Raw genomic sequence first — 18,201 nt, 5'->3', positions numbered from 1 at the left:
GACCGCGCGGCCTGGTCCCGGCCGCTCAGTTCATCCCGAGGAGCCTCGGCAGAAGCAGCGTTATGTCGGGGAGGTAGGTCACGAGCATCAGGAAGGCCAGCGCCGTGAGGATCCAGGGCGCCGCCGCCCTCGTGACTTCTGTCAGGCCGAGCTTCGAGATCGCGGAACCCACGTAGAGATTGAGCCCGACCGGGGGCGTGCAGAGGCCGATCTCCATGTTGACCACCATCATGATCCCGAAATGCACCGGATCGACGCCGAGCCTGACCGCGACCGGGTAGAGGATCGGCGCCATGATCAGCACGATGGCCGAGGGCTCCATCACCATGCCGATCGCGAGCAGGAGCACGTTGACGACGAGCAGGAAGCCGATCCTGCCGAGGCCCTGGTCGACGATCCAGCTCGACATCGCCTGCGGGATCTGTTCCGAGGTCAGGATGAAGGCGAACATCACCGCGTTGGTGATGATGTAGAGCAGCATCGCCGACATCGCCGCGGAGGTGAGCAGCACCCGGGGCACGTCGCGCAGCCGGATGTCGCGATAGACCCAGACCGCGATCACGAAGGCGTAGACCGCGCTGACGGCCGCGGCCTCGGTGGGCGTGAAGATCCCGCCGTAGATCCCGCCCATGATGATGACGATGAGCAGGAGCCCCCAGATCGACTCGCGGAAGGCCCGCCAGCGTTCGCCCCAGCCCGCCCGCTCCATCCTCGGGTAGTCATTGCGCCAGGCGCGGAAGATCGTCGTGGCGCCGAGCATCATGGCGAGCAGGATGCCGGGCACGACGCCCGCCATGAAGAGCGTGCCGATCGAGGCGGAGAGCACCTGCCCGCCGTCCGGCCCGGTCGCGACCATGCCGGAGGTCGCGACCGAATACATCACCATCACGATCGAGGGCGGGATCAGGATGCCGAGCCCGCCGGCGGTCGTGACCGTGCCGACGCCGAAGCGCGGCGGATAGCCCTGCTGGACCATCGCGGGCAGCAGGATAGAGCCGACCGCCATCACCGTCGCGGGCGAGGAGCCCGAGATCGCCGCGAAGAGCGCGCAGGAGAGCACGGCGGCGAGCCCCATGCCGCCGTACCAGTGCCCGACCATCGCGGTCGCGAAGCGGATCATCCGGCGCGCCACCCCGCCATGGGTCAGGAAATTGCCGGCGAGGATGAAGAACGGGATCGCCATGATCTCGAACTTCTCGATGCCGGTGAAGAGCTTCAGGGCGATCGAATCGAGCGGGATCGTGGTGAAGCCGAACAGGAAGGCGAAGACCGTGAGGCCGAGCGCGATCGAGACCGGCATGCCGGTGATCAGAAGCGCGGCGAGGATCAGGAAGATGATGAGCGCGGTCATCCGTGGCCTCCCTCGGCGACGTCGCGCCCCTCTTCCCTGACGCCCTCGACCGAGGCGAGATCATGATGCGCGATCTCGCCCGTCCGCAGGTAGATCCAGAGCGCCTGTATGAAGCGGAAGCACATGAGCGCCGAGCCGAGCGGGACGGCGAGATAGATGATCCACATCGGCATCTCGAGATCGGGCGAGGTCTGGCCGCCCGCGCGCACGTGCCAGACGAATTCGGCGCCGATCCAGGCGATGATCGCGGTGAAGAGGATGCCGCCCGACATGGCGATAACGGTGATGATGGTCTTCGCCGGGCCCCGCAGCCGGTCGGAGAGGATGTCGACGCCGACATGGATGCCGATCCTGACGCCATAGGCGGCGCCGAACTTCGCCATCCAGACGAAGAGGTAGATGCAGGCCTCCTGCGCCCAGGTGAGCTTGATCGAATTGATCGCCTTGAAGGTCGAGCGGGCGAAATCCATCAGCCAGGGCAGCTCGTAGGCTCTCGCCCAGCCGACCAGGTCGGCGGCGAAGCCGATCGAGAAGCGGTGCAGGACCGCGACGAAGATGAGCGCGACGGCGAGCGCCATCAGCACCGAGATCAGGATCTCCTCGAACCGGTCGAGGATACGCAGGAGCATGGCACGCCCTCGGGCAGGGGACGGGCGGATCCTCCGCCCGCCCGCGGATGGATCAGCTCGGCGTGCCGAGCGTGTCGTAGACCTGCTGGATCAGCTCGGGGCCGATCCGGTCCGCCATCTGCTCGTGCACCGGCCTCAGCACCGCCTCCCACTCCGCCCGCTCGTCGGGGGGGAGCTCGTAGAAGGTGGTGGTGCCCGCGTCCATCATCGCCTGGAGCGCGTTCGCATTCTCCTCCTCGGCGATCGAATTGGCATAGACCGTCGCCTCCGCCATCGCCTTGTCGAGGCTGGCGCGGGTATCCTCCGGCAGGCCCTTCCAGAAGTCCGCGTTCACGATGACCGCGTAGCCGAGATAGCCGTGGCGCGACAGCGTCGCGTGTTTCTGCACCTCGTTCATCCGCTGGGTATACATGTTCGAGGGCGGGTTCTCGGTCCCGTCGACGACGCCGGTCTGGAGCGCCTGGTAGACCTCGGAGAAGGCCATCACCTGCGGCACCGCGCCGAGCGCCTCCATCTGCGCCTCGAGGATCTTCGAGGACTGGATGCGCATCTTGAGGCCGAGGAAATCGTCGGGAACGTGCAGCGGCGAGTTCGCCGACATGATCTTGAAGCCGTTGTCCCAGTAGGCGAGGCCGATGATCCCCTTCGGCTCGAGCATCCCGAGCAGCTGCTTGCCGACCGGCCCGTCGGTGATCTTGCGCAGATCCTCGCGGCTGTTCATCAGCATCGGCAGGTCGAAGAGTTCGAACTGCTGCACGCCGAGCGGGCCGAATTTCGCGAGCGAGGGCGCGAGCATCTGCACCGCGCCGAGCTGGAGCGCCTCGAGCTCCTCCTTGTCCTTGTAGAGCTGGCTGTTGGGATAGACCTCCACCGTCACCGCGCCGTCGGTATACTGCTCCGCCAGTTCCTTGAACCGGAGCGCGCCCTTGCCCTTCGGCGTGTCGGGCGCGACGACGTGGCTGAACTTGACGGTGATCTTGTCCTGCGCGCGGACGATGCCTGGCGCCGACAGGGTTGCGAGCGCTCCGGCCGTCAGGGCGTTGAAGCCGCGACGTGTCAGCATGGATATTCCTCCCCTTGGTGGCCCTTGAGGACCTTGAGGAATATTTGTGCCACGCGCGGCCGCGCGTGGCTACGGGTTTCGGCCGCGAAGGTTTCCGGAAGGATCGTGGCCGGCACGGCTCAGTCCCAGGTGAAGGCCACCTTCTCGACGTCGCGCTCGCCGATGCGCTCCACCGCCCGCTCCTCCTCGTGGCCACCGAGCCCGGCGTAGAAGCGGCGGGCGATCTCGTTCTCGGCGAGCGCCCAGACGCGCAGCCGCCGGAAGCCGTGGGCGCGGAGTTCGCGCCGGGCGGCCTCGAAGAGCTGGCGGCCGAGGCCGATCCCCTGCGCCTCGGGCGCGAGATAGAGTTCGAAGATCTCGCCCGTGTCGCGCGTCCCGGCGCGCAGCGCGCGGCGGTCGAAGCCCATCGTCGCATAGCCGAGCACCGCGCCGTCGAGCACGAGGACGAGCGCGCGGCCCGATCCGCCGGTGCGCCGCCAGAAGGCCGCGCTCCGGTAGGAGATCATCCGGTCGATCACCGGCCGCGCCAGGATGCCGGCATAGGCGTTCCGCCAGGAGGCGGCGTGGAGCCGCGCCAGCGGCTCGGCGTCCTCGGCCGTCGACCAGCGGATCTCGATCACAAGACGCCTCCCCCGGACCCCGCCTCCCCCGGCGCGGTCCCCACACCCCTTTCAGATGGGTTCCGCGCCGTCGGGCGGCAAGGCCGCGCGGCGCCTCAGCGCGCGGCGGAGGCCCGACGCGCCGAGCCGCAGCCCCGGATGTCGATCGCGTCGTCGTCGCCGACCAGCGTGAGGCGCAGGTCGCCCCGGTCGATCGCGGCGGATTTCGCCTCCACCGGCGCGCGCGCGACGAGGGAGCGGCCCCGGGACCGCGCCTCCGGCGCCCCGATCCAGAGGCCGGGCTGGGAGCTTTCGATCACCGCCATCTGGCCGGGCTTCGCGGGGCCGTCGAAGGTGACCGTCGCCGTCATCTCGAGCCCGTCCGGACCCTGCGCCAGATCGCAGGTCACCTCCGCGACGCCCGCCTCCGCCGCCGTGCGCGGCCGGTCCGCCAGCGCCGCGCGGATCGGCGCGGGATCGGGATCGCTCGGCCGGGGCCCGAACCGCGCGGAGAGCTTCGCCTGGTCGGGGACGCAGACATCCGAGCAGACACCGATCGCGAGGTCGAGCGACAGGTCCACGGGACGCGACGGATCGCGCGGCGTCAGCGTGATCGGCAGGACGAGATCGCCGTCATAGCCGATTGAGCGGTCGCCGAAGGCCTCGAACAGCTTCGGCCGCGGCCAGTCGATCGCGACGCCGGCGAGGTTCTCCGACCCGCCCCAGTCGAAGCTCGGCGGCATGCCGACGTCGCCGGGATTGCGCCAGTAGGTATGCCAGCCCGGCGCCAGCCTCACGGAGATCGCTGCGACCACGCGCCCGTCCGGCGCGCGCCAGCCGTCGATCAGCGAGACGCGCGCCGCGCCATCGACCATCGCCGCCCCGTCGGGCGCGGCCTCGGCGGCGGCGGCGTGGGGGCCTGCGAGGGCGGTCGCGGCGAGGAGGCCGGCGAAGAAGGCGGGCGCGATCAGCGAGGGCGGGGCGGCATGGAACATGGGTCCCATTTTCCACGCCGGGCGCCGCGGCGAAAGCCCCTCGCGCCCCGCGCCCGGTCAAATCGCGGCGAGCCGCGGCGGCTTCCCGCGCGCGGCCCCGCGAAGACCGCGTGATTTCGCCGCCTCTCCATTGTAAACGCGCGGCGGCGCTATAATCTCTGGCTGCATGGACAACCCGGATGCCAACTTTCTCTGCGGTCAGTTTCTCATCGCCATGCCCGGGATGGGGGATCAGCGATTCGAGCGCTCGCTCGTCTTCGTCTGCGCCCATTCCGAGGAAGGCGCGATGGGGCTCATCGTCAACAAGCCCGCGCCGGACCTGCGGTTCGCCGATCTTCTCGAACAGCTGAGCATCCCCGCCGCCGCCGATCTGCCCGAGACACGGGTGCATCTGGGCGGCCCGGTGGAGCACGGGCGGGGATTCGTGCTGCATTCCGGCGACTATCACGTCGAGGGATCGAGCCTGCGGGTGAACAGCGACTTCGCGATGACGGCGACCGTCGAGATCCTGCGCGACATCGCGCGGGGCCAGGGGCCGAAACGCGCGCTGCTCGCGCTCGGCTATTCCGGCTGGGGGCCGGGGCAGCTCGAGGGCGAGATCCAGGCCAACGGCTGGCTGACCGCGCCGGCGGACAGCGACCTCGTCTTCGGCGCGGCCGATGCGGGCAAATGGTCCGGAGCCTTGCGCTCGATCTCGATCGACCCGCGGCTCCTCTCCGCCGAGGGCGGGCGGGCCTGACCGCGCGGCTCAGAGCGTCGCGGAGAACTCTCCCGGGCGCGGCGCGGCCGCGCGTTCCAGCCGGTCGTTGATCGCGAGGCCGAGCCCGGTGCGCGGCACCGGCGCCACCGCGATCCGCGCCGCCCCCGTCTCGGCCGCGAGCGCGTCCGCGGCGCGCAGATGCGAGAAGAGATTCGCCGCCGCTTCCACCAGATCCCCCCGGGGCGAGAGGTTCAGGCCCGGCCGCAGCACCGAGAGCGGCCCGAAGCCGAGCCAGACCTCGTCCGGGCCCGGTCCCGCCGCCTCGAGCCGCAGGGTGGCGCGCGGCGCGTAATGCGAACTGAGCTGGCCCGGCGCGGTGATGTGGCGCGCGGCGCGCGTGTCGACCGGCCGGCCCAGCGCCGCGGCGATCGCCTCGACCGGCAGGCCGCCGGGGCGCAGCAGCACGGGCGTGTCGCCGTCGAAGGCGAGGATGGTCGATTCGAGCCCGACCGGCGTCGGCCCGGCGTCGAACACCGCCGAGATCCGGCCCTCGAGCCCCTCCATCACGTGTTCGGGCCGCGTCGCGCTGACCCGGCCGGAGGGATTGGCCGAGGGCGCGGCGAGCGGGCCGCCGAATTCCGCGAGCAGGCGCTGGGCGAGATCGTGGTCGGGCACGCGGATCGCCACGCTCGGCAGCCCCGCCGTGGTGAGTTCGGAGAGATCCGCGGCGGCGCGGCGCGGCAGGACCAGCGTGAGCGGCCCGGGCCAGAAGGCGGCGCCGAGCGCGCGCGCGGCGGGCGACATCTCGGTGATCGCCTCGGCATGGGCGAGGTCGCGGACATGGACGATGAGCGGGTTGAAGCTCGGACGGCCCTTGGCGGCGTAGATCCGCGCCACCGCCCGGTCGTTCCGCGCATCGGCGCCGAGGCCGTAGACGGTCTCGGTCGGGAAGGCCACGGTTCCGCCCTGGCGCAGCAGCCCGGCCGCCGCGCGCAGGCCGCGGGGCGTATCGGAGAGCAGGATCGTGTTCATCAGGTCCGCCAACAGATCCTCCGCGCGCCGGTCCCTCGCCGCCACCCGGCCGGCGCCGACGGTTCTACCCCGTCGCGCCGCCGCCGGAAAGCGCGAAGGCCGCGCGCGCCGACCAGGCAATCGGTCGCATCCCCGCCGATTGCCGCTGACAGCGCCGCCGAGCGCGGCTAGAGTGCCGCGCGAGGCCCCGGAGCAGGGGCGAAGACCACGGAGTTCACGCATGGCCGAGCATCACCCCGCGACCGAGCACGTCCCCGGGACGATGGATATCACCGAGCATGAGAGGATGTTCGGGGCCTTCATGAAGTTCTGGGTCTATCTCTTCGGCGGTGCGATTCTCGTGCTGATCTTCCTCGCGCTGTTCAACAGCTGATCGCCCTTCGCGAGAGTTCCGTTCGGTGTTGTCGCGTCTGTTGCTGGCCGCGGTCGTCGCGGCCACCCTGTCGGGTTGCGAGTTCTATACCCCCGCCTCGCCCGAGGAGATCGCCCGGGCGCGTTACATCAGCCCCGAACCGCCCTCGATCACGCTCCTTTCCATGGTGGACGAGCGGTCGGACAAGTCGGCGCATGCCGGGCTGCTGATCAACGGGTCGCAACAGGTCCTGTTCGACCCGGCGGGAACCTTCACCCATCCCGACCTGCCCCGCGCCGGTGACATCCACTACGGGATGACGCCGCGCTTCGTCGACTACTACGAACGCTACCATGCCCGCGCCGGCTATTACGTCGAGACGCAGCGCGTGGCGGTCACGAAGGCCGAGGCCGACCGGATCTTCGCGAACGCGGTGGAGCACGGGAAGAGCCTGAAGATGGAATGCGCGCTCGCGGTCGCCGACGTGCTCAAGCCGGTGCCGCCCTTCACCGGCGTGGTCGGCTCGTCGCTCTTCCCCGAATCGATTCACCGCGATTTCGCGGAGTTGCCGGGTGTGCGGACGCATCGGATCTACGAGAACGACAAGGGCCAGAACAAGGTCTGGGAAGAACAGGACGCGACCGCCCCCGGCCCGAAGCCCTGACGGGCCGGATAAGGCGGCGCAAGTCCGCCCCGCAAGAAGAAACCCCCGAGGCGGGGGCCCCGGGGGTTCTGGCGGTGCGCGGCGCGAGGCCGCGCAAGTATTGCATGGCTTGAGGTCGCCTCAGAGCAGACCTTCGCGCTGCATCTTCTTGCGCGCCAGCTTGCGCGCGCGCCGCACGGCCTCGGCCTTTTCGCGAGCCTTCTTCACGGAGGGCTTCTCGAAATGCTGCTTCAGCTTCATCTCGCGGAACACGCCTTCGCGCTGCAGCTTCTTCTTGAGAGCACGGAGCGCCTGATCGACGTTGTTGTCACGAACCATTACCTGCACGGGTAGTCACCACCTTCCAGTCAAGAGTTTCGAAATTCGGCAGGAAGGCGCTATATAGGGGATGCGACCGGCCATGTCCACCGGTCGCGGCCGAGTCCGGTGTGCCCGGTTCCCCGTGACCGGAGAGAGGAGCGTGAATGGCCGATTTCCCCGAAATGCCCGCCAGCGGAACGGAGGTCGCGAACCCCGTCGGAGGCAAGCGGCTGCGCGCGCATGTGATCGCCGCCGCGCTGCCGCATGTGCCCTTCGACGGCTGGACGGACAAGACGCTCGCGCTCGCCATCGCGGAGGCCGGGGTCGATCCGGCGCTCGCGCGGTTCGAGTTCGCGCGCGGCGGCCTCGACCTTCTGCTCGCCTATCACAGGGCGCGGGACCGGGATTTCGCGGAACGGCTGGCGGCGCTGGATCTCGAGGGATTGCGGTTCCGCGACAAGGTGGCGGTGGCGATCGACACCCGGCTCGACGTCGTCGCCGGGGAGAAGGACGCGGTCCGCCGCGGCGTGGCGCTCCTCGCGCTGCCGCGTCACGCGCCGGAGGGGGCGCTGGCGCTCTGGCACACCGCCGATGCGATCTGGACGGCGCTCGGCGACACGAGCGACGATTTCAACTGGTATTCGAAACGGGCGACGCTGTCGGCGATCTATTCCTCGGCGCTGCTCTACTGGCTCGGCGAGGACGAGCCGGGCTTTCCGCGCACCCGCGCCTTCACCCGGCGCCGGATCGAGGATCTGATGCGGTTCGAGAAGGCGAAGGCGCGGATCGGTGCCAATCCGGTGGCCCGGGCGGTGCTGAGCGGCCCGCTCCGGCTGCTCGGCCGGGTCCGGGCGCCCGCGGCGCCGCCGCGCCGCGATCTGCCGGGGTGGTACGCGGACTGAGCCCGGGGTATTGCGGGAAGGCGGCGGCCCGGGCCTCCGCGGATCCCGCGACCACCGGCCCATGGGCCGCCCGCGGGTCCGCGGGCCTGGCCCGCCGTTGCGACGACATCAAGACGACGGAGGAACGGGCGTGCGGGCGATCGAGATCACGGAGCCGGGCGGACCGGAGGTGCTGCGCCTCGCCGAGCGGCAGGCGCCGGTGCCGGGCGCGGGGGAAATCCTGATCGCGGTGCACGCGGCCGGGGTCAACCGCCCCGACGCGCTGCAGCGGGCCGGGGCCTACGCGCCGCCGCCCGGCGCCTCGGACCTGCCGGGGCTCGAATGCGCCGGCGTGGTGGCCGAGGTCGGGGCCGGCGTCACGCGCTGGCGCGTCGGCGACCCGGTCTGCGCGCTGCTGCCGGGCGGGGGCTACGCCGAATACGCGGTGACGCCCGAGGCGCATGCGCTGCCGATCCCGGGCGATCTGACGATGGCCGAGGCGGCGGCGCTCTGCGAGACCTTCTTCACGGTCTGGAGCAATGTGTTCGACCGGGGCGGGCTTCGGGCGGGCGAAAGCTTCCTCGTCCACGGCGGCTCCTCGGGGATCGGCACGACGGCGATCCAGCTCGCCGCGCTCCGGGGCGCGCGGGTCTTCGCGACCGCGGGCTCGCCGGAGAAATGCGCCGCCTGCCGCGACCTCGGCGCGGAGGTCGCGATCAACTACCGCGACGAGGATTTCGTGGCTGTCGTCAAGGAGGCGACCGGGGGCGAGGGGGTCAACCTCATCCTCGACATGGTGGGGGGCGACTACATCCCCCGGGGCATCCGCGCGCTCGCGCCCGACGGGCGGATGGTGATGATCGCCTTCCTCGGGGGGGCCAAGGTCGAGGTGAACTTCGCCCTCGTGATGACGAAGCGGCTGACGCTCACCGGCTCGACGCTGCGCCCGCGCTCGATCGAGGAGAAGGCGCGGATCGCCGAGGCGCTCGGGCGCGAGGTCTGGCCGCATCTCGCCAGCGGCCGGATCGCGCCGGTGATGGACCGGGTCTTCCCGCTCGAGGACGCGGCGGCGGCGCATGCGCGGATGGAAAGCTCCGCGCATGTGGGCAAGATCGTGCTCAGCGTCGTCTGACGCGCGTCAGGGGATCGGCGGCACGTCCAGCGCGGCGCCGGCGCGGCAGGCATCCGCGCGCACGTCCGCGGCGCAGGCCTGGGGCGCGAGATCGCGGGAGAGACAGATCCGCGCCTCGCGCAGCTTGCCCCCGGCGCAGGTGACGATCAGGTCGTCCGGCGCGAGCCAGGGGTTGGCGTCGAGGAAGGCCGATTCGATCGCCTCCGCGCTCATCGTCTTCCCGCCGATCCCGGGCATCCTCACCTTCTCGAAGGCCCGGCGCGACAGGTCGTAATACGGCGCGGCGCCGAGCCCGGAGCAGCGCCCGTGCTTCTTCCACTGGTACCAGGCGAGGCCGGGCGAGCCCATGATGTCCTTCATCGCGGCCGATTGCCCGCGCGAAGGATCGCGTTCGGCGGTGTCGCAGTATTCCGGCCAGCCGCCGTCGTCGTATTGCGGCCAGAGCCCGTGCAGCGCGAAGCCGATGTCGCGATGCGGCGCGCATTGATCGGGCGCGTCGCCGGCGGCCACCTCCGCCTCGCACCAGGTGGGGCTCCAGCTCAGCGCCAGCACGTAGTAGTCGAAATCGCCCGGTTCCGGATCGACGGCGGAGGCGCCCCCCGCCGCGCCGAGCGCGAGCGCGGCCGCCGCGAGCAGGAGTCGAAGCCCCTTTATCATTCGCATCCGAGCGCCTATATAGCACGGCGTATTCCCCACGAAGACCGTATCCTGTGCCGCGGCACACCCGAGTTTTCGGCTCGGGGAGGGTTTTGTTCGACAGGAGGAGATTCGGCTCATGGCGCTTCCATTGATGCAACGCGCGACCGCCGTCTGGCTGGTGGAGAACACCACGCTCACCTTCCGGCAGATCGCCGAATTCTGCGGCCTGCACGAGCTCGAGGTCAACGGCATAGCCGATGGCGAGGTCGCGCAGGGGATCAAGGGCTTCGATCCGGTCGCCAACCGCCAGCTGACCGCCGAGGAGATCGCGCGCTGCGAGAAGGATCCGCGCGCGACGCTCAGGCTCTGGCGCAATCCGGCGGCCGAGGGGGAGCAGAAGCGGAAGGGTCCGCGCTACACGCCGCTCTCGAAGCGGCAGGACCGGCCGGCGGCGATCGCCTGGCTCGTCAAGTTCCATCCCGAGCTCTCGGACGGGCAGATCGCGAAGCTGGTCGGCACGACCAAGCCGACGATCGAATCGATCCGCGAGCGCACGCACTGGAACATCGCCAACATCTCGCCGGTCGATCCGGTGGCGCTCGGCATGTGCAAGCAGTCCGAGCTCGACATCGCCGTGGCGAAGGCCGTCGCGAAGCAGGGCAAGGACGGCGTGATGAGCGACGCGGAGCGGATGAAGCTGGTCTCGACCCAGGAATCGCTCAGCCAGGAGCCGGAGCCGCGCGTTCCCTCCAGCATCTCGGGCCTCGAGAACTTCAAGATCGGCGCGGGCGAACGCTCGCGGGAGGAGGCGAAGGTGGATGCCGAGAGCCTGTTCACCGGCCTCGGCCCGGCCGAGGAGGACGACGAGGAATAGATTCCGCCCCCGGCGCGGATGCGACGAGGCCCCGCGCCCGCGCGCGGGGCTTTCGCGTTTCCGTGCCCCGGGCTTGCGGCGCGCCGCGTCTTTCGCGATGGTGCGCCGGCCAGTCAGGAGGGTGAGTGATGTTCGTGGCGATGAACCGCTTCCAGGTCGTTCCCGGGTCGGAGGCGGCTTTCGAGGAGATGTGGCGCAACCGCGACAGCCGGCTCCGCGAGGTGCCCGGTTTCGAGAGCTTCCGGCTTCTCCGGGGGCCGAGCACGGAGGAGCATACGCTCTACATCTCGCATTCCTTCTGGAAGGACCGGGCCGCCTTCGAGGCCTGGACGCGCTCCGAACAGTTCCGCCACGCCCATGCCGGGGCCGGCGAGCGCAAGCCCCTCTACGTCGGCGGCCCCCGCTTCGAAGGTTTCGAGACCGTCCTCGAATCGTAGGGCGGACTTCAGTCCGCCACCCCTTCCGTAGGGCGGACATCTGTCCGCCACCCCCCCCGGCTCCCCCCCTCACGCCCCCAGCCGGCGGAGCGCCGTGCGCGACAGGACGAGCGCCACCGTCGCGCAGACGCCGATGGTCGCGACCATCGGCAGCGGCGTTCCGTCGAAGAGCGCGCTCACCACGGCGATGGAGAGCGCGCCCAGCACCATCTGGAGCGTGCCGCCGAGCGCCGAGGCGATGCCGGCGATCTCGCCGTGCTCCTCGAGCGCGAGGATCATCGCCGTCGGGATCACCAGCCCGAGGAAGGCGAAGCTCACGAAGAGCAGCGCCATCAGCGCGGGCAGGCTGTCGATCCCCGCGAGCGTCACGGCGAGCAGCGTGAGCATGCCCGCCGCGTAGCCCGCCGTCGCCGCCCTCACCACCTTCGGCGCGCCGTGCCGCTCCCCGAGCCGGGCCGCGAGTTGCGAGGCGGCGAAGAAGCCGATCGCGTTCATCGCGAAGGCGAGGCTGTATTGCGTGGGCGTCAGCCCGAAATGGTCGATGTAGAGGAAGGAGGAGGCGGCGAGGAAGGCGAAGAAGCTCGCCATGCCGAGGCCGCCGATGAAGGTGAGGCCGAGAAAGACCGGGTCCCGCGCCAGGGTGGCGAAGCCCCGGCCGAGCGCGGCGAAGCTGAGCGGGGCCCGTTTCTCCGGCGCGTGCGTCTCGGGCAGGACGCGCAGGACCAGGAAGAGGCTCAGCAGCGAGGCGGCGAGGATCCCGGCGAAGACCGCCCGCCAGCCGAAAAGCGCGATCAGCGCGCTGCCCGTGAGGGGCGCGAGCATCGGGCTCACGCTGATCACCAGCATGACGAGGGCCATCATCCGCGTCGCCTCGGTCCCGGTATAGCGGTCGCGGATGATCGCGCGCGGGATCACCATCACCGCCGAGGCGCCCACGCCCTGCAGGAAGCGGGCGAGGATCAGCCATTCGATCGTCGGCGCGAGCGCGCAGCCGAGCGAGGCGAGCGCGAAGAGGCCGAGGCCGAAGGCCAGCGGCGGCCGCCGGCCGGTCATGTCCGAGACCGGACCGTAGATCAGCTGGCAGAGGCCGAAGGCGAGGAAGAAGACCATCAGCGTCATCTGCGTCGCGGCCGTCGTCGCCCCGAGATCGGCGGCGATGGTGGGAAGCGCCGGCAGATACATGTCGATCGCGAAGGGGCCGACCGCGCCGAGCAGGCCGAGCACGATCGCTTGTCGGGCGAAGTCGGAGATCATCGCGAGGCCCCGTTCGAAAGCGCGCGCGGCGCGAAGGCGGTCAAGGTGGCGGTCAGGGCGGCGGGGCCGCGGCCCCGCTCTCGCGCGCGTCGAGCAGACGCGTGCGGGTCGCGGGATCGAGCACGGGGCCGGAGAGATCGGCGGCCCGCGCGCGCAGCGCCTCCGCGCGGGCGGCGAGCGCGGCGCGGTCGGCCTCGAGCGCGCCGCCCTCGGTCCCGGACGTGCCCGCGACCCGGCCGAAACGCGCCGTCTCGCCAAGCTCGGGCGTGGGCAGGGCGGCGCCCTTCTCGGAGATCGGAAACCGCGCCTCGGGCGGCGCGTCGCAGGCGGCGAGACCGAGCAGCGCGAGGCCCGGAAGCGCGAGGCCGAGCAGCCGTCCGGCGCGCCGCGGCGCGGCGGGCAACCGGTCTGGCAGGGCGCCGGAGTGTCGCATGTCGCTCCCGGGAATGAGGATTTTCGCTGTTGGCGCGCCCGCCCGCGTGACAGTAGTATCGGTACCAAAGTCGGGCGGCAAGCTCGGCGGTCTATCTCGGAGGGGAAACGCGTGGCCATGGATACGAAGGACGAGCAGACGCTGGCGGAGCAGGGCCAGCATGTCGCGCACAACATGGCCGAGGTCTTCGACATCTCGGGCCAGATCTGGCAGAAGTTTCTCGCGGCGCAGATGCAGGAAGGCGGCGGGCAGGTGCGTCCCGACCCGCTGAACACCTGGCCCACCTTCGCCGAGCTCTACCGGCAGATGTGGGACAACCCGAAGCAGGTCGCGGACAAGACGCTCGAATACTGGGCGGCGCAGAACGCGCTCTGGCAGAATTCGATGCTGAAGTGGCTCGGCGCGAAGGATGTGCCGGAGAATCTCGACCTGCCGCACATGATGAAGGCGGACAAGCGTTTCGCGCACAAGGACTGGAGCGAGAACGCGGTCTTCGACTATCTCAAGCAGTCCTATCTGCTGACCTCGGGCTTCATCCAGGACGCGGTCGGAACCGTCGGCGAGATGGATCCGAAGGAGCGCAAGAAGGCCGCCTTCTACACCCGCCAGTTCGCCGAGGCGATGAACCCGGCGAATTTCTTCGCGCTCAACCCCGAGGTGCTCGAGGCCACGGTCTCGCAGAAGGGCGACAACCTCGTGCGCGGCCTCAAGATGATGCTGCAGGATCTCGAGCGCGGAAAGGGCAAGCTCATCATCCGGCAGACGGACATGGACGCGTTCGAGGTGGGGCGGAACACCGCCGTCTCGCCCGGCGCGGTGATCTGGCAGAACCAGATCCTGCAGCTGATCCAGTACGCGCCGACGACCGAGCAGGTGCGTGCGAAGCCGCTGCTGATCATCCCGCCCTGGATCAACAAGTACTACGTGCTCGACCTCAATCCGAAGAAGAGCCTCGTCAAGTGGCTGGTCGATCAGGGCCACACGGTCTTCATGGTTTCCTGGGTCAATCCCGACGAGCGGCACGGCGGCGAGACCTGGGACAGCTACATGTTCAACGGCATGTCCGCGGCCATCGACGAGGTGCTGCGGGAGACCGGGCAGGACAGCCTCGACATCGCCTCCTACTGCATCGGCGGCACGCTCGCGGGAACGATGCTCGCCTACATGGGCAAGACCGGCGACACCCGGGTGAACTCGGCGACCTTCTTCACCGCGCAGCTCGATTTCGAGGACGCGGGCGAATTGCAGATCCTGGTCGACGAGCAGACGATCGGCGTGATCGACGGCGACATGGAGAAGGGCTACATGCCCGCCGACCGGATGGCCTCGGCCTTCAACATGCTGCGCGCGAACGACCTGATCTGGGGCTACGTCGTCTCGAACTACATGCTCGGCAAGGAGCCGTTCCCGTTCGACCTGCTGTACTGGAACGCCGATTCGACCGCGATGCCCGCGCGGGTGCACGGCTTCTACCTGCAGCAGTTCTACATCCGGAACGCCTTCGCCAAGGGCCAGTTCAGCGTCCGCGGCGTGCCGGTGACCCTCGCCGACATCAGGGGGCCGGTCTATCACGTGGCGACGCGCGAGGATCACATCGCCCCGGCCGCCTCGGTCTATCGCGGCGCGAAGGAGATGAAGGGCGCGGACCTGCGCTTCGTCCTCTCCGGCTCCGGCCATATCGCGGGCGTGGTCAACCCGCCGGTGCTCGGCAAGTACCAGTTCTGGACCAACGCCGACATGTCCGGGGCCGAGCTCGACGACTGGCTCAGGGGGGCGCACGAGACGCCGGGCAGCTGGTGGGTGGACTGGGACGCCTGGCTGAAGGAGCGTTCGGGCGAGATGGTCGCCGCGCGCGAGCCCGGCGCCGTGCATGGCATTGTCGAGCCCGCGCCGGGAAGCTACGTGAAGCACCGTTTCGACAAGCCCGCCGAGACGGCCTGATTCCCACCCCCGGGGCGGGCCAGGCGCCCGTTCAGCCGCCGGTTCAGCCCTTGGCGCGGCAGACGCCGGCGATCGCCGCCGGCGGCGGCCCCGGCCGTTCCGCCGCGGCGGCGATGTCCCGGTAATCCCCGCCGAGCCGGTCGTTGCCCGCCTTGGCGCCGGTCGTCGGCTTGAAGACCGGACTCGGCTCGCCGGTGAAGGCGGCGAGGTTCCGATCCACCGCCTCGTAGAGCTTCGGGTCGATCTGGTTCGCGAGATAGAGGAGCCGCGCCGCGCGGCGCGGCGTCCCGGTCCTGATCTGCCTCAGCCGCTTGCCGTTCCTGCCATAGCGCGCCACCTGGGCGGAGACGATCGTCGGATCGGACCAGCCTTCCAGCACGCGGGTGAGCATCATCGTCAGCCGCGCCCGCGCCTCCTCGCCGGCGAGAAAGCCGCAGCCCTCGGATTTCGACAGCAGCGCCATCGCGAGCACCGGCGTGGTCGCGTACATCTGGTAGAGCAGGGCGCGTGGCCCGCGTTCCATCTCGTACGGCAGCCAGCCGTCGTCGGCCGGATCCTTCGACCCCATGACGACCTGGCCGAGCGCCGCGTCGAAGACCCGCCGGCTCTGCCGCGTCAGTTCGGCGTCCCCGGTCATGAACGCGGTGGGCAGGATCGCATAGCCCCGCCAGTACTGGAGGTTGTCCTCGTTGTTCTCCGCGCGCTCGCGGTCGATCTGCGCCGAGACCGGGCCGGACAGCTTGCGGAACCAGGCGAGGATTTCCTGATCCGCCGTGCCGCCGTCCGCGGTCCTGATCTCCCGCGCGGCCTCGCGGAGCTTCGGATGGATGAAATAGGCGGCGGAGAGCCCGCCGAAGGTCCAGCTGATCTTGAGTTCGCTCTGGCCCTCGTACCCCCCGTCGCCGATCTCGGTCATCGCATCGGCCTCGGCCCAGACCCGCAACATGTTCGCGCCGCAGGTCGCAGCGGCGGGTGAGGTCTCCGCCTCCTCGGCGCGGGACACGATCTCGCCCAGATAGGTGTCGATGAAGCGGGTGGCGAATTCCTTCTGGCGCATGCCGACGCAGTCGACGATCCAGCCGGAGCGCTCCTTGTAGAGACGGTGGGACTGGATCACGCGCGGCGGCGCGATCACGCCGACGTCGCAGCCGGCCAGGGGCTGGCGGAACTGCGCGATCCACTTGTCATAGTCCCGGCGCTCGCCGGGCAGGAAGCAGTCGGAGCGGGATTTGGTATAGCGCTCGACGCCCTCCGGCAGGGCGGCGTCCGGCGCCTCCTGCGCCGCGACGCCGGTCGCGGCGAGGATGAGCGCGAGAAGCGCGAGCCCCGCGCGCGCGGCGAACCGCCGCGCGGGGCGTGTCGGGCGCGCTGGACGCGCCCGGATCATCAGAGGCCCGGGTAGAGCGGGAAGCGGTCGCAGAGCGCCCGCACGCGCGCCTTCACGCTCGCCTCGACCTCGCCGTTGCCGTCCACGCCGTTCTTCGCGAGACCGTCCACCACCTCGACGATGAGTTCGCCGATCTCGCGGAACTCCGCCTCGCCGAAGCCGCGCGTCGTGCCCGCGGGCGTGCCGAGCCGGACGCCCGAGGTCACGGTCGGCGGCTGCGGGTCGAACGGGATGCCGTTCTTGTTGCAGGTGATATGCGCCCGGCCGAGCGCGGCCTCCGCGTCCTTGCCGGTCACGCCCTTGGGCCGCAGGTCGACCAGCATCAGATGCGTGTCGGTGCCGCCGGTGACGATGTCGATCCCGCCCTTCATCAGCGTCTCGGCCAGCGTCCGGGCATTGGCGACCACGTTCGCCGCGTATTCGGAGAATTCGGGCCGCAGCGCCTCGCCGAAGGCCACCGCCTTGCCGGCGATCACATGCATGAGCGGACCGCCCTGAAGCCCCGGGAAGATCGCCGAGTTGATCTTCTTCGCGATCGTCTCGTCATTGGTGAGCACCATGCCGCCACGCGGACCGCGCAGGGTCTTGTGCGTGGTGGTCGTGACCACATGCGCGTGCTCGAGCGGGTTCGGATGCTGGCCGCCGGCCACGAGGCCCGCGAAATGCGCCATGTCGACCATCAGATAGGCGCCGATCTCGTCGGCGACCTTGCGGAAGCGCGCGAAGTCGATCTGGCGCGGGATGGCCGAGCCGCCGGCGATGATGAGCTTCGGCTGATGCTCGCGGGCGAGCTCTTCCATCTGGTCGTAGTCGAGAGTGCTGTCCTGCTGGCGCACGCCGTAATGCACCGCGTTGAACCACTTGCCCGACATGTTCGGCTTCGCGCCATGCGTCAGGTGACCGCCGGCCGAGAGATCCATCGCGAGGAAGGTGTCGCCCGGCTTCAAGAGCGCGAGGAACACCGACTGATTCGCCTGGCTGCCGGAATTCGCCTGCACATTCGCGAAACCGGCGCCGAAGATCTGCTTCGCCCGGTCGATCGCGAGCTGCTCGGCCACGTCGACATACTGGCAGCCGCCGTAGTAGCGGCGGCCGGGATAGCCCTCCGCGTATTTGTTGGTCAGCACCGAGCCCTGCGCCTGCAGGACCGCGAGGCTCACGATGTTCTCCGAGGCGATGAGCTCGATCTCGTCGCGCTGCCGCGTCAGCTCGTTGCCGATCGCGCGCGCCAGCTCCGGATCGCGCGAGCCGAGGTTCTCGGTGAAAAAGCCGCTTTCGGTCGGGATGTCTTTCACGGGGGCGGTACTCCGGGCCATGAGGGATTTCGCCGGGACTGATACCGCGATCGCAGATCGCGGGGAACCCGGCAAAACGTCCCCCGTCCTAGCCCCGTTCCTCCCCCTCCGCGCGCGCGATTGCGACACGATTTCGCGCGCGAGCGGCGTCGCGGCGGCGAATCGGCTCTTTCGCCCGGCCGGTCCGGGCTTGCCGGGCTTGCACGCGGGGGGCTGGCATACCATCCTTTCCGAAAGGGATTT

At 70.0% G+C, this 18,201-nt stretch carries 20 protein-coding genes; 8 read left to right on the top strand and 12 right to left on the bottom strand.

All coding sequences use genetic code 11. The annotated features are described in order from the left end of the window. Window positions 1–25: 25 nt before the first annotated feature. The 5 genes from FJM51_RS06725 to FJM51_RS06705 all read right to left on the bottom strand — a co-directional run bounded on the left by FJM51_RS06725 (window position 26) and on the right by FJM51_RS06705 (window position 4,637). On the bottom strand, window positions 26–1,351 hold the full coding sequence (locus tag FJM51_RS06725) for a TRAP transporter large permease (protein WP_140453356.1): 1,326 nt from the start codon (window positions 1,349–1,351) through the stop codon (window positions 26–28). Beyond that, window positions 1,348–1,980 (bottom strand): TRAP transporter small permease, encoded by a 633-nt coding sequence (locus FJM51_RS06720; protein ID WP_140453355.1) that lies wholly within the window; start codon window positions 1,978–1,980, stop codon window positions 1,348–1,350. The genes FJM51_RS06725 and FJM51_RS06720 overlap by 4 nt, the downstream gene beginning before the upstream one ends. A gap of 52 nt (window positions 1,981–2,032) precedes the next feature. Then, entirely contained in the window at window positions 2,033–3,043 is a 1,011-nt protein-coding gene (locus FJM51_RS06715; protein WP_140453354.1) for a TRAP transporter substrate-binding protein, read from the bottom strand. Between the two features lie 119 nt (window positions 3,044–3,162). Next, window positions 3,163–3,663: a GNAT family N-acetyltransferase gene (locus FJM51_RS06710; protein ID WP_140453353.1), complete on the bottom strand. Its 501-nt coding sequence runs from the start codon at window positions 3,661–3,663 to the stop codon at window positions 3,163–3,165. Window positions 3,664–3,758: 95 nt separating this feature from the next. After that, on the bottom strand, window positions 3,759–4,637 hold the full coding sequence (locus FJM51_RS06705; protein WP_181164468.1) for a protein-disulfide reductase DsbD domain-containing protein: 879 nt from the start codon (window positions 4,635–4,637) through the stop codon (window positions 3,759–3,761). 166 nt (window positions 4,638–4,803) lie between these two features. On the opposite strand from FJM51_RS06705, the gene FJM51_RS06700 reads away from it, so the two are divergent. Then, a complete protein-coding gene (locus FJM51_RS06700) occupies window positions 4,804–5,376 on the top strand; it encodes a YqgE/AlgH family protein (RefSeq protein WP_140453351.1) in 573 nt (190 codons plus the stop codon). Between the two features lie 9 nt (window positions 5,377–5,385). Here the strand turns inward: FJM51_RS06700 and FJM51_RS06695 are convergent, their stop codons facing one another. Next, window positions 5,386–6,369: an L-threonylcarbamoyladenylate synthase gene (locus FJM51_RS06695; RefSeq protein ID WP_140453514.1), complete on the bottom strand. Its 984-nt coding sequence runs from the start codon at window positions 6,367–6,369 to the stop codon at window positions 5,386–5,388. Between the two features lie 220 nt (window positions 6,370–6,589). Here FJM51_RS06695 and FJM51_RS06690 point away from each other — a divergent pair, with 220 nt between their 5' ends. Continuing rightward, window positions 6,590–6,742 (top strand): aa3-type cytochrome c oxidase subunit IV, encoded by a 153-nt coding sequence (locus FJM51_RS06690; RefSeq protein WP_140453350.1) that lies wholly within the window; start codon window positions 6,590–6,592, stop codon window positions 6,740–6,742. A 28-nt stretch (window positions 6,743–6,770) separates the two neighbouring features. Next, entirely contained in the window at window positions 6,771–7,385 is a 615-nt protein-coding gene (locus tag FJM51_RS06685; RefSeq protein ID WP_140453349.1) for a hypothetical protein, read from the top strand. Between the two features lie 120 nt (window positions 7,386–7,505). On the opposite strand, the gene rpsU is transcribed toward FJM51_RS06685, so the two are convergent. Continuing rightward, window positions 7,506–7,712: a 30S ribosomal protein S21 gene (gene rpsU / locus FJM51_RS06680; protein ID WP_140453348.1), complete on the bottom strand. Its 207-nt coding sequence runs from the start codon at window positions 7,710–7,712 to the stop codon at window positions 7,506–7,508. Window positions 7,713–7,849: 137 nt separating this feature from the next. Here rpsU and FJM51_RS06675 point away from each other — a divergent pair, with 137 nt between their 5' ends. Then, entirely contained in the window at window positions 7,850–8,587 is a 738-nt protein-coding gene (locus tag FJM51_RS06675; RefSeq protein ID WP_233713004.1) for a COQ9 family protein, read from the top strand. Window positions 8,588–8,717: 130 nt separating this feature from the next. Then, entirely contained in the window at window positions 8,718–9,698 is a 981-nt protein-coding gene (locus FJM51_RS06670; protein ID WP_233713002.1) for an NAD(P)H-quinone oxidoreductase, read from the top strand. A 6-nt stretch (window positions 9,699–9,704) separates the two neighbouring features. On the opposite strand, the gene FJM51_RS06665 is transcribed toward FJM51_RS06670, so the two are convergent. After that, complete coding sequence (locus tag FJM51_RS06665; protein ID WP_140453512.1) at window positions 9,705–10,355, bottom strand: ribonuclease T2 family protein; 651 nt, start codon at window positions 10,353–10,355, stop codon at window positions 9,705–9,707. Between the two features lie 118 nt (window positions 10,356–10,473). Here FJM51_RS06665 and FJM51_RS06660 point away from each other — a divergent pair, with 118 nt between their 5' ends. Together FJM51_RS06660 and hmuQ are read left to right on the top strand one after the other, a co-directional pair. After that, window positions 10,474–11,211: a DUF1013 domain-containing protein gene (locus FJM51_RS06660; RefSeq protein WP_140453346.1), complete on the top strand. Its 738-nt coding sequence runs from the start codon at window positions 10,474–10,476 to the stop codon at window positions 11,209–11,211. Window positions 11,212–11,339: 128 nt separating this feature from the next. Then, window positions 11,340–11,648: a heme-degrading protein HmuQ gene (gene hmuQ / locus FJM51_RS06655; protein ID WP_140453345.1), complete on the top strand. Its 309-nt coding sequence runs from the start codon at window positions 11,340–11,342 to the stop codon at window positions 11,646–11,648. Between the two features lie 69 nt (window positions 11,649–11,717). Here the strand turns inward: hmuQ and FJM51_RS06650 are convergent, their stop codons facing one another. Both FJM51_RS06650 and FJM51_RS06645 read right to left on the bottom strand, forming a co-directional pair. Then, the gene (locus FJM51_RS06650) at window positions 11,718–12,902 is read right to left on the bottom strand and encodes a multidrug effflux MFS transporter (RefSeq protein ID WP_140453344.1); all 1,185 of its coding nucleotides are present in this window, start codon (window positions 12,900–12,902) and stop codon (window positions 11,718–11,720) included. 52 nt (window positions 12,903–12,954) lie between these two features. Further along, on the bottom strand, window positions 12,955–13,335 hold the full coding sequence (locus tag FJM51_RS06645; RefSeq protein ID WP_140453343.1) for a hypothetical protein: 381 nt from the start codon (window positions 13,333–13,335) through the stop codon (window positions 12,955–12,957). A 117-nt stretch (window positions 13,336–13,452) separates the two neighbouring features. Here FJM51_RS06645 and FJM51_RS06640 point away from each other — a divergent pair, with 117 nt between their 5' ends. Further along, a complete protein-coding gene (locus tag FJM51_RS06640; protein WP_233713022.1) occupies window positions 13,453–15,276 on the top strand; it encodes a PHA/PHB synthase family protein in 1,824 nt (607 codons plus the stop codon). A 43-nt stretch (window positions 15,277–15,319) separates the two neighbouring features. On the opposite strand, the gene FJM51_RS06635 is transcribed toward FJM51_RS06640, so the two are convergent. Together FJM51_RS06635 and glyA are read right to left on the bottom strand one after the other, a co-directional pair. Further along, window positions 15,320–16,663 (bottom strand): alginate lyase family protein, encoded by a 1,344-nt coding sequence (locus tag FJM51_RS06635; protein WP_140453341.1) that lies wholly within the window; start codon window positions 16,661–16,663, stop codon window positions 15,320–15,322. Continuing rightward, window positions 16,663–17,949: a serine hydroxymethyltransferase gene (glyA, locus tag FJM51_RS06630; RefSeq protein ID WP_438502750.1), complete on the bottom strand. Its 1,287-nt coding sequence runs from the start codon at window positions 17,947–17,949 to the stop codon at window positions 16,663–16,665. The genes FJM51_RS06635 and glyA overlap by 1 nt, the downstream gene beginning before the upstream one ends. Window positions 17,950–18,201 lie beyond the last annotated feature (252 nt).

It is taken from the genome of Amaricoccus solimangrovi, from assembly GCF_006385685.1.
GTDB lineage: Bacteria > Pseudomonadota > Alphaproteobacteria > Rhodobacterales > Rhodobacteraceae > Amaricoccus > Amaricoccus solimangrovi.
The sequence above is the reverse complement of the archived record's forward strand: the minus strand, read 5'-3'. Positions and strand labels throughout refer to the sequence as shown.

What these genes read in the sequence shown, in the direction of transcription:
- FJM51_RS06720 (WP_140453355.1), bottom strand. Translation starts at nt 1,980, where the DNA reads ATGCTCCTGCGTATCCTCGACCGGTTCGAGGAGATCCTGATCTCGGTG.
- FJM51_RS06705 (WP_181164468.1), bottom strand. Translation starts at nt 4,637, where the DNA reads ATGTTCCATGCCGCCCCGCCCTCGCTGATCGCGCCCGCCTTCTTCGCC.
- FJM51_RS06665 (WP_140453512.1), bottom strand. Translation starts at nt 10,355, where the DNA reads ATGATAAAGGGGCTTCGACTCCTGCTCGCGGCGGCCGCGCTCGCGCTC.
- FJM51_RS06660 (WP_140453346.1), top strand. Translation starts at nt 10,474, where the DNA reads ATGGCGCTTCCATTGATGCAACGCGCGACCGCCGTCTGGCTGGTGGAG.
- FJM51_RS06700 (WP_140453351.1), top strand. Translation starts at nt 4,804, where the DNA reads ATGGACAACCCGGATGCCAACTTTCTCTGCGGTCAGTTTCTCATCGCC.
- FJM51_RS06675 (WP_233713004.1), top strand. Translation starts at nt 7,850, where the DNA reads ATGGCCGATTTCCCCGAAATGCCCGCCAGCGGAACGGAGGTCGCGAAC.
- FJM51_RS06635 (WP_140453341.1), bottom strand. Translation starts at nt 16,663, where the DNA reads ATGATCCGGGCGCGTCCAGCGCGCCCGACACGCCCCGCGCGGCGGTTC.
- FJM51_RS06645 (WP_140453343.1), bottom strand. Translation starts at nt 13,335, where the DNA reads ATGCGACACTCCGGCGCCCTGCCAGACCGGTTGCCCGCCGCGCCGCGG.
- FJM51_RS06690 (WP_140453350.1), top strand. Translation starts at nt 6,590, where the DNA reads ATGGCCGAGCATCACCCCGCGACCGAGCACGTCCCCGGGACGATGGAT.
- hmuQ (WP_140453345.1), top strand. Translation starts at nt 11,340, where the DNA reads ATGTTCGTGGCGATGAACCGCTTCCAGGTCGTTCCCGGGTCGGAGGCG.
- FJM51_RS06650 (WP_140453344.1), bottom strand. Translation starts at nt 12,902, where the DNA reads ATGATCTCCGACTTCGCCCGACAAGCGATCGTGCTCGGCCTGCTCGGC.
- FJM51_RS06695 (WP_140453514.1), bottom strand. Translation starts at nt 6,369, where the DNA reads ATGAACACGATCCTGCTCTCCGATACGCCCCGCGGCCTGCGCGCGGCG.
- FJM51_RS06640 (WP_233713022.1), top strand. Translation starts at nt 13,453, where the DNA reads ATGGATACGAAGGACGAGCAGACGCTGGCGGAGCAGGGCCAGCATGTC.
- FJM51_RS06715 (WP_140453354.1), bottom strand. Translation starts at nt 3,043, where the DNA reads ATGCTGACACGTCGCGGCTTCAACGCCCTGACGGCCGGAGCGCTCGCA.
- FJM51_RS06725 (WP_140453356.1), bottom strand. Translation starts at nt 1,351, where the DNA reads ATGACCGCGCTCATCATCTTCCTGATCCTCGCCGCGCTTCTGATCACC.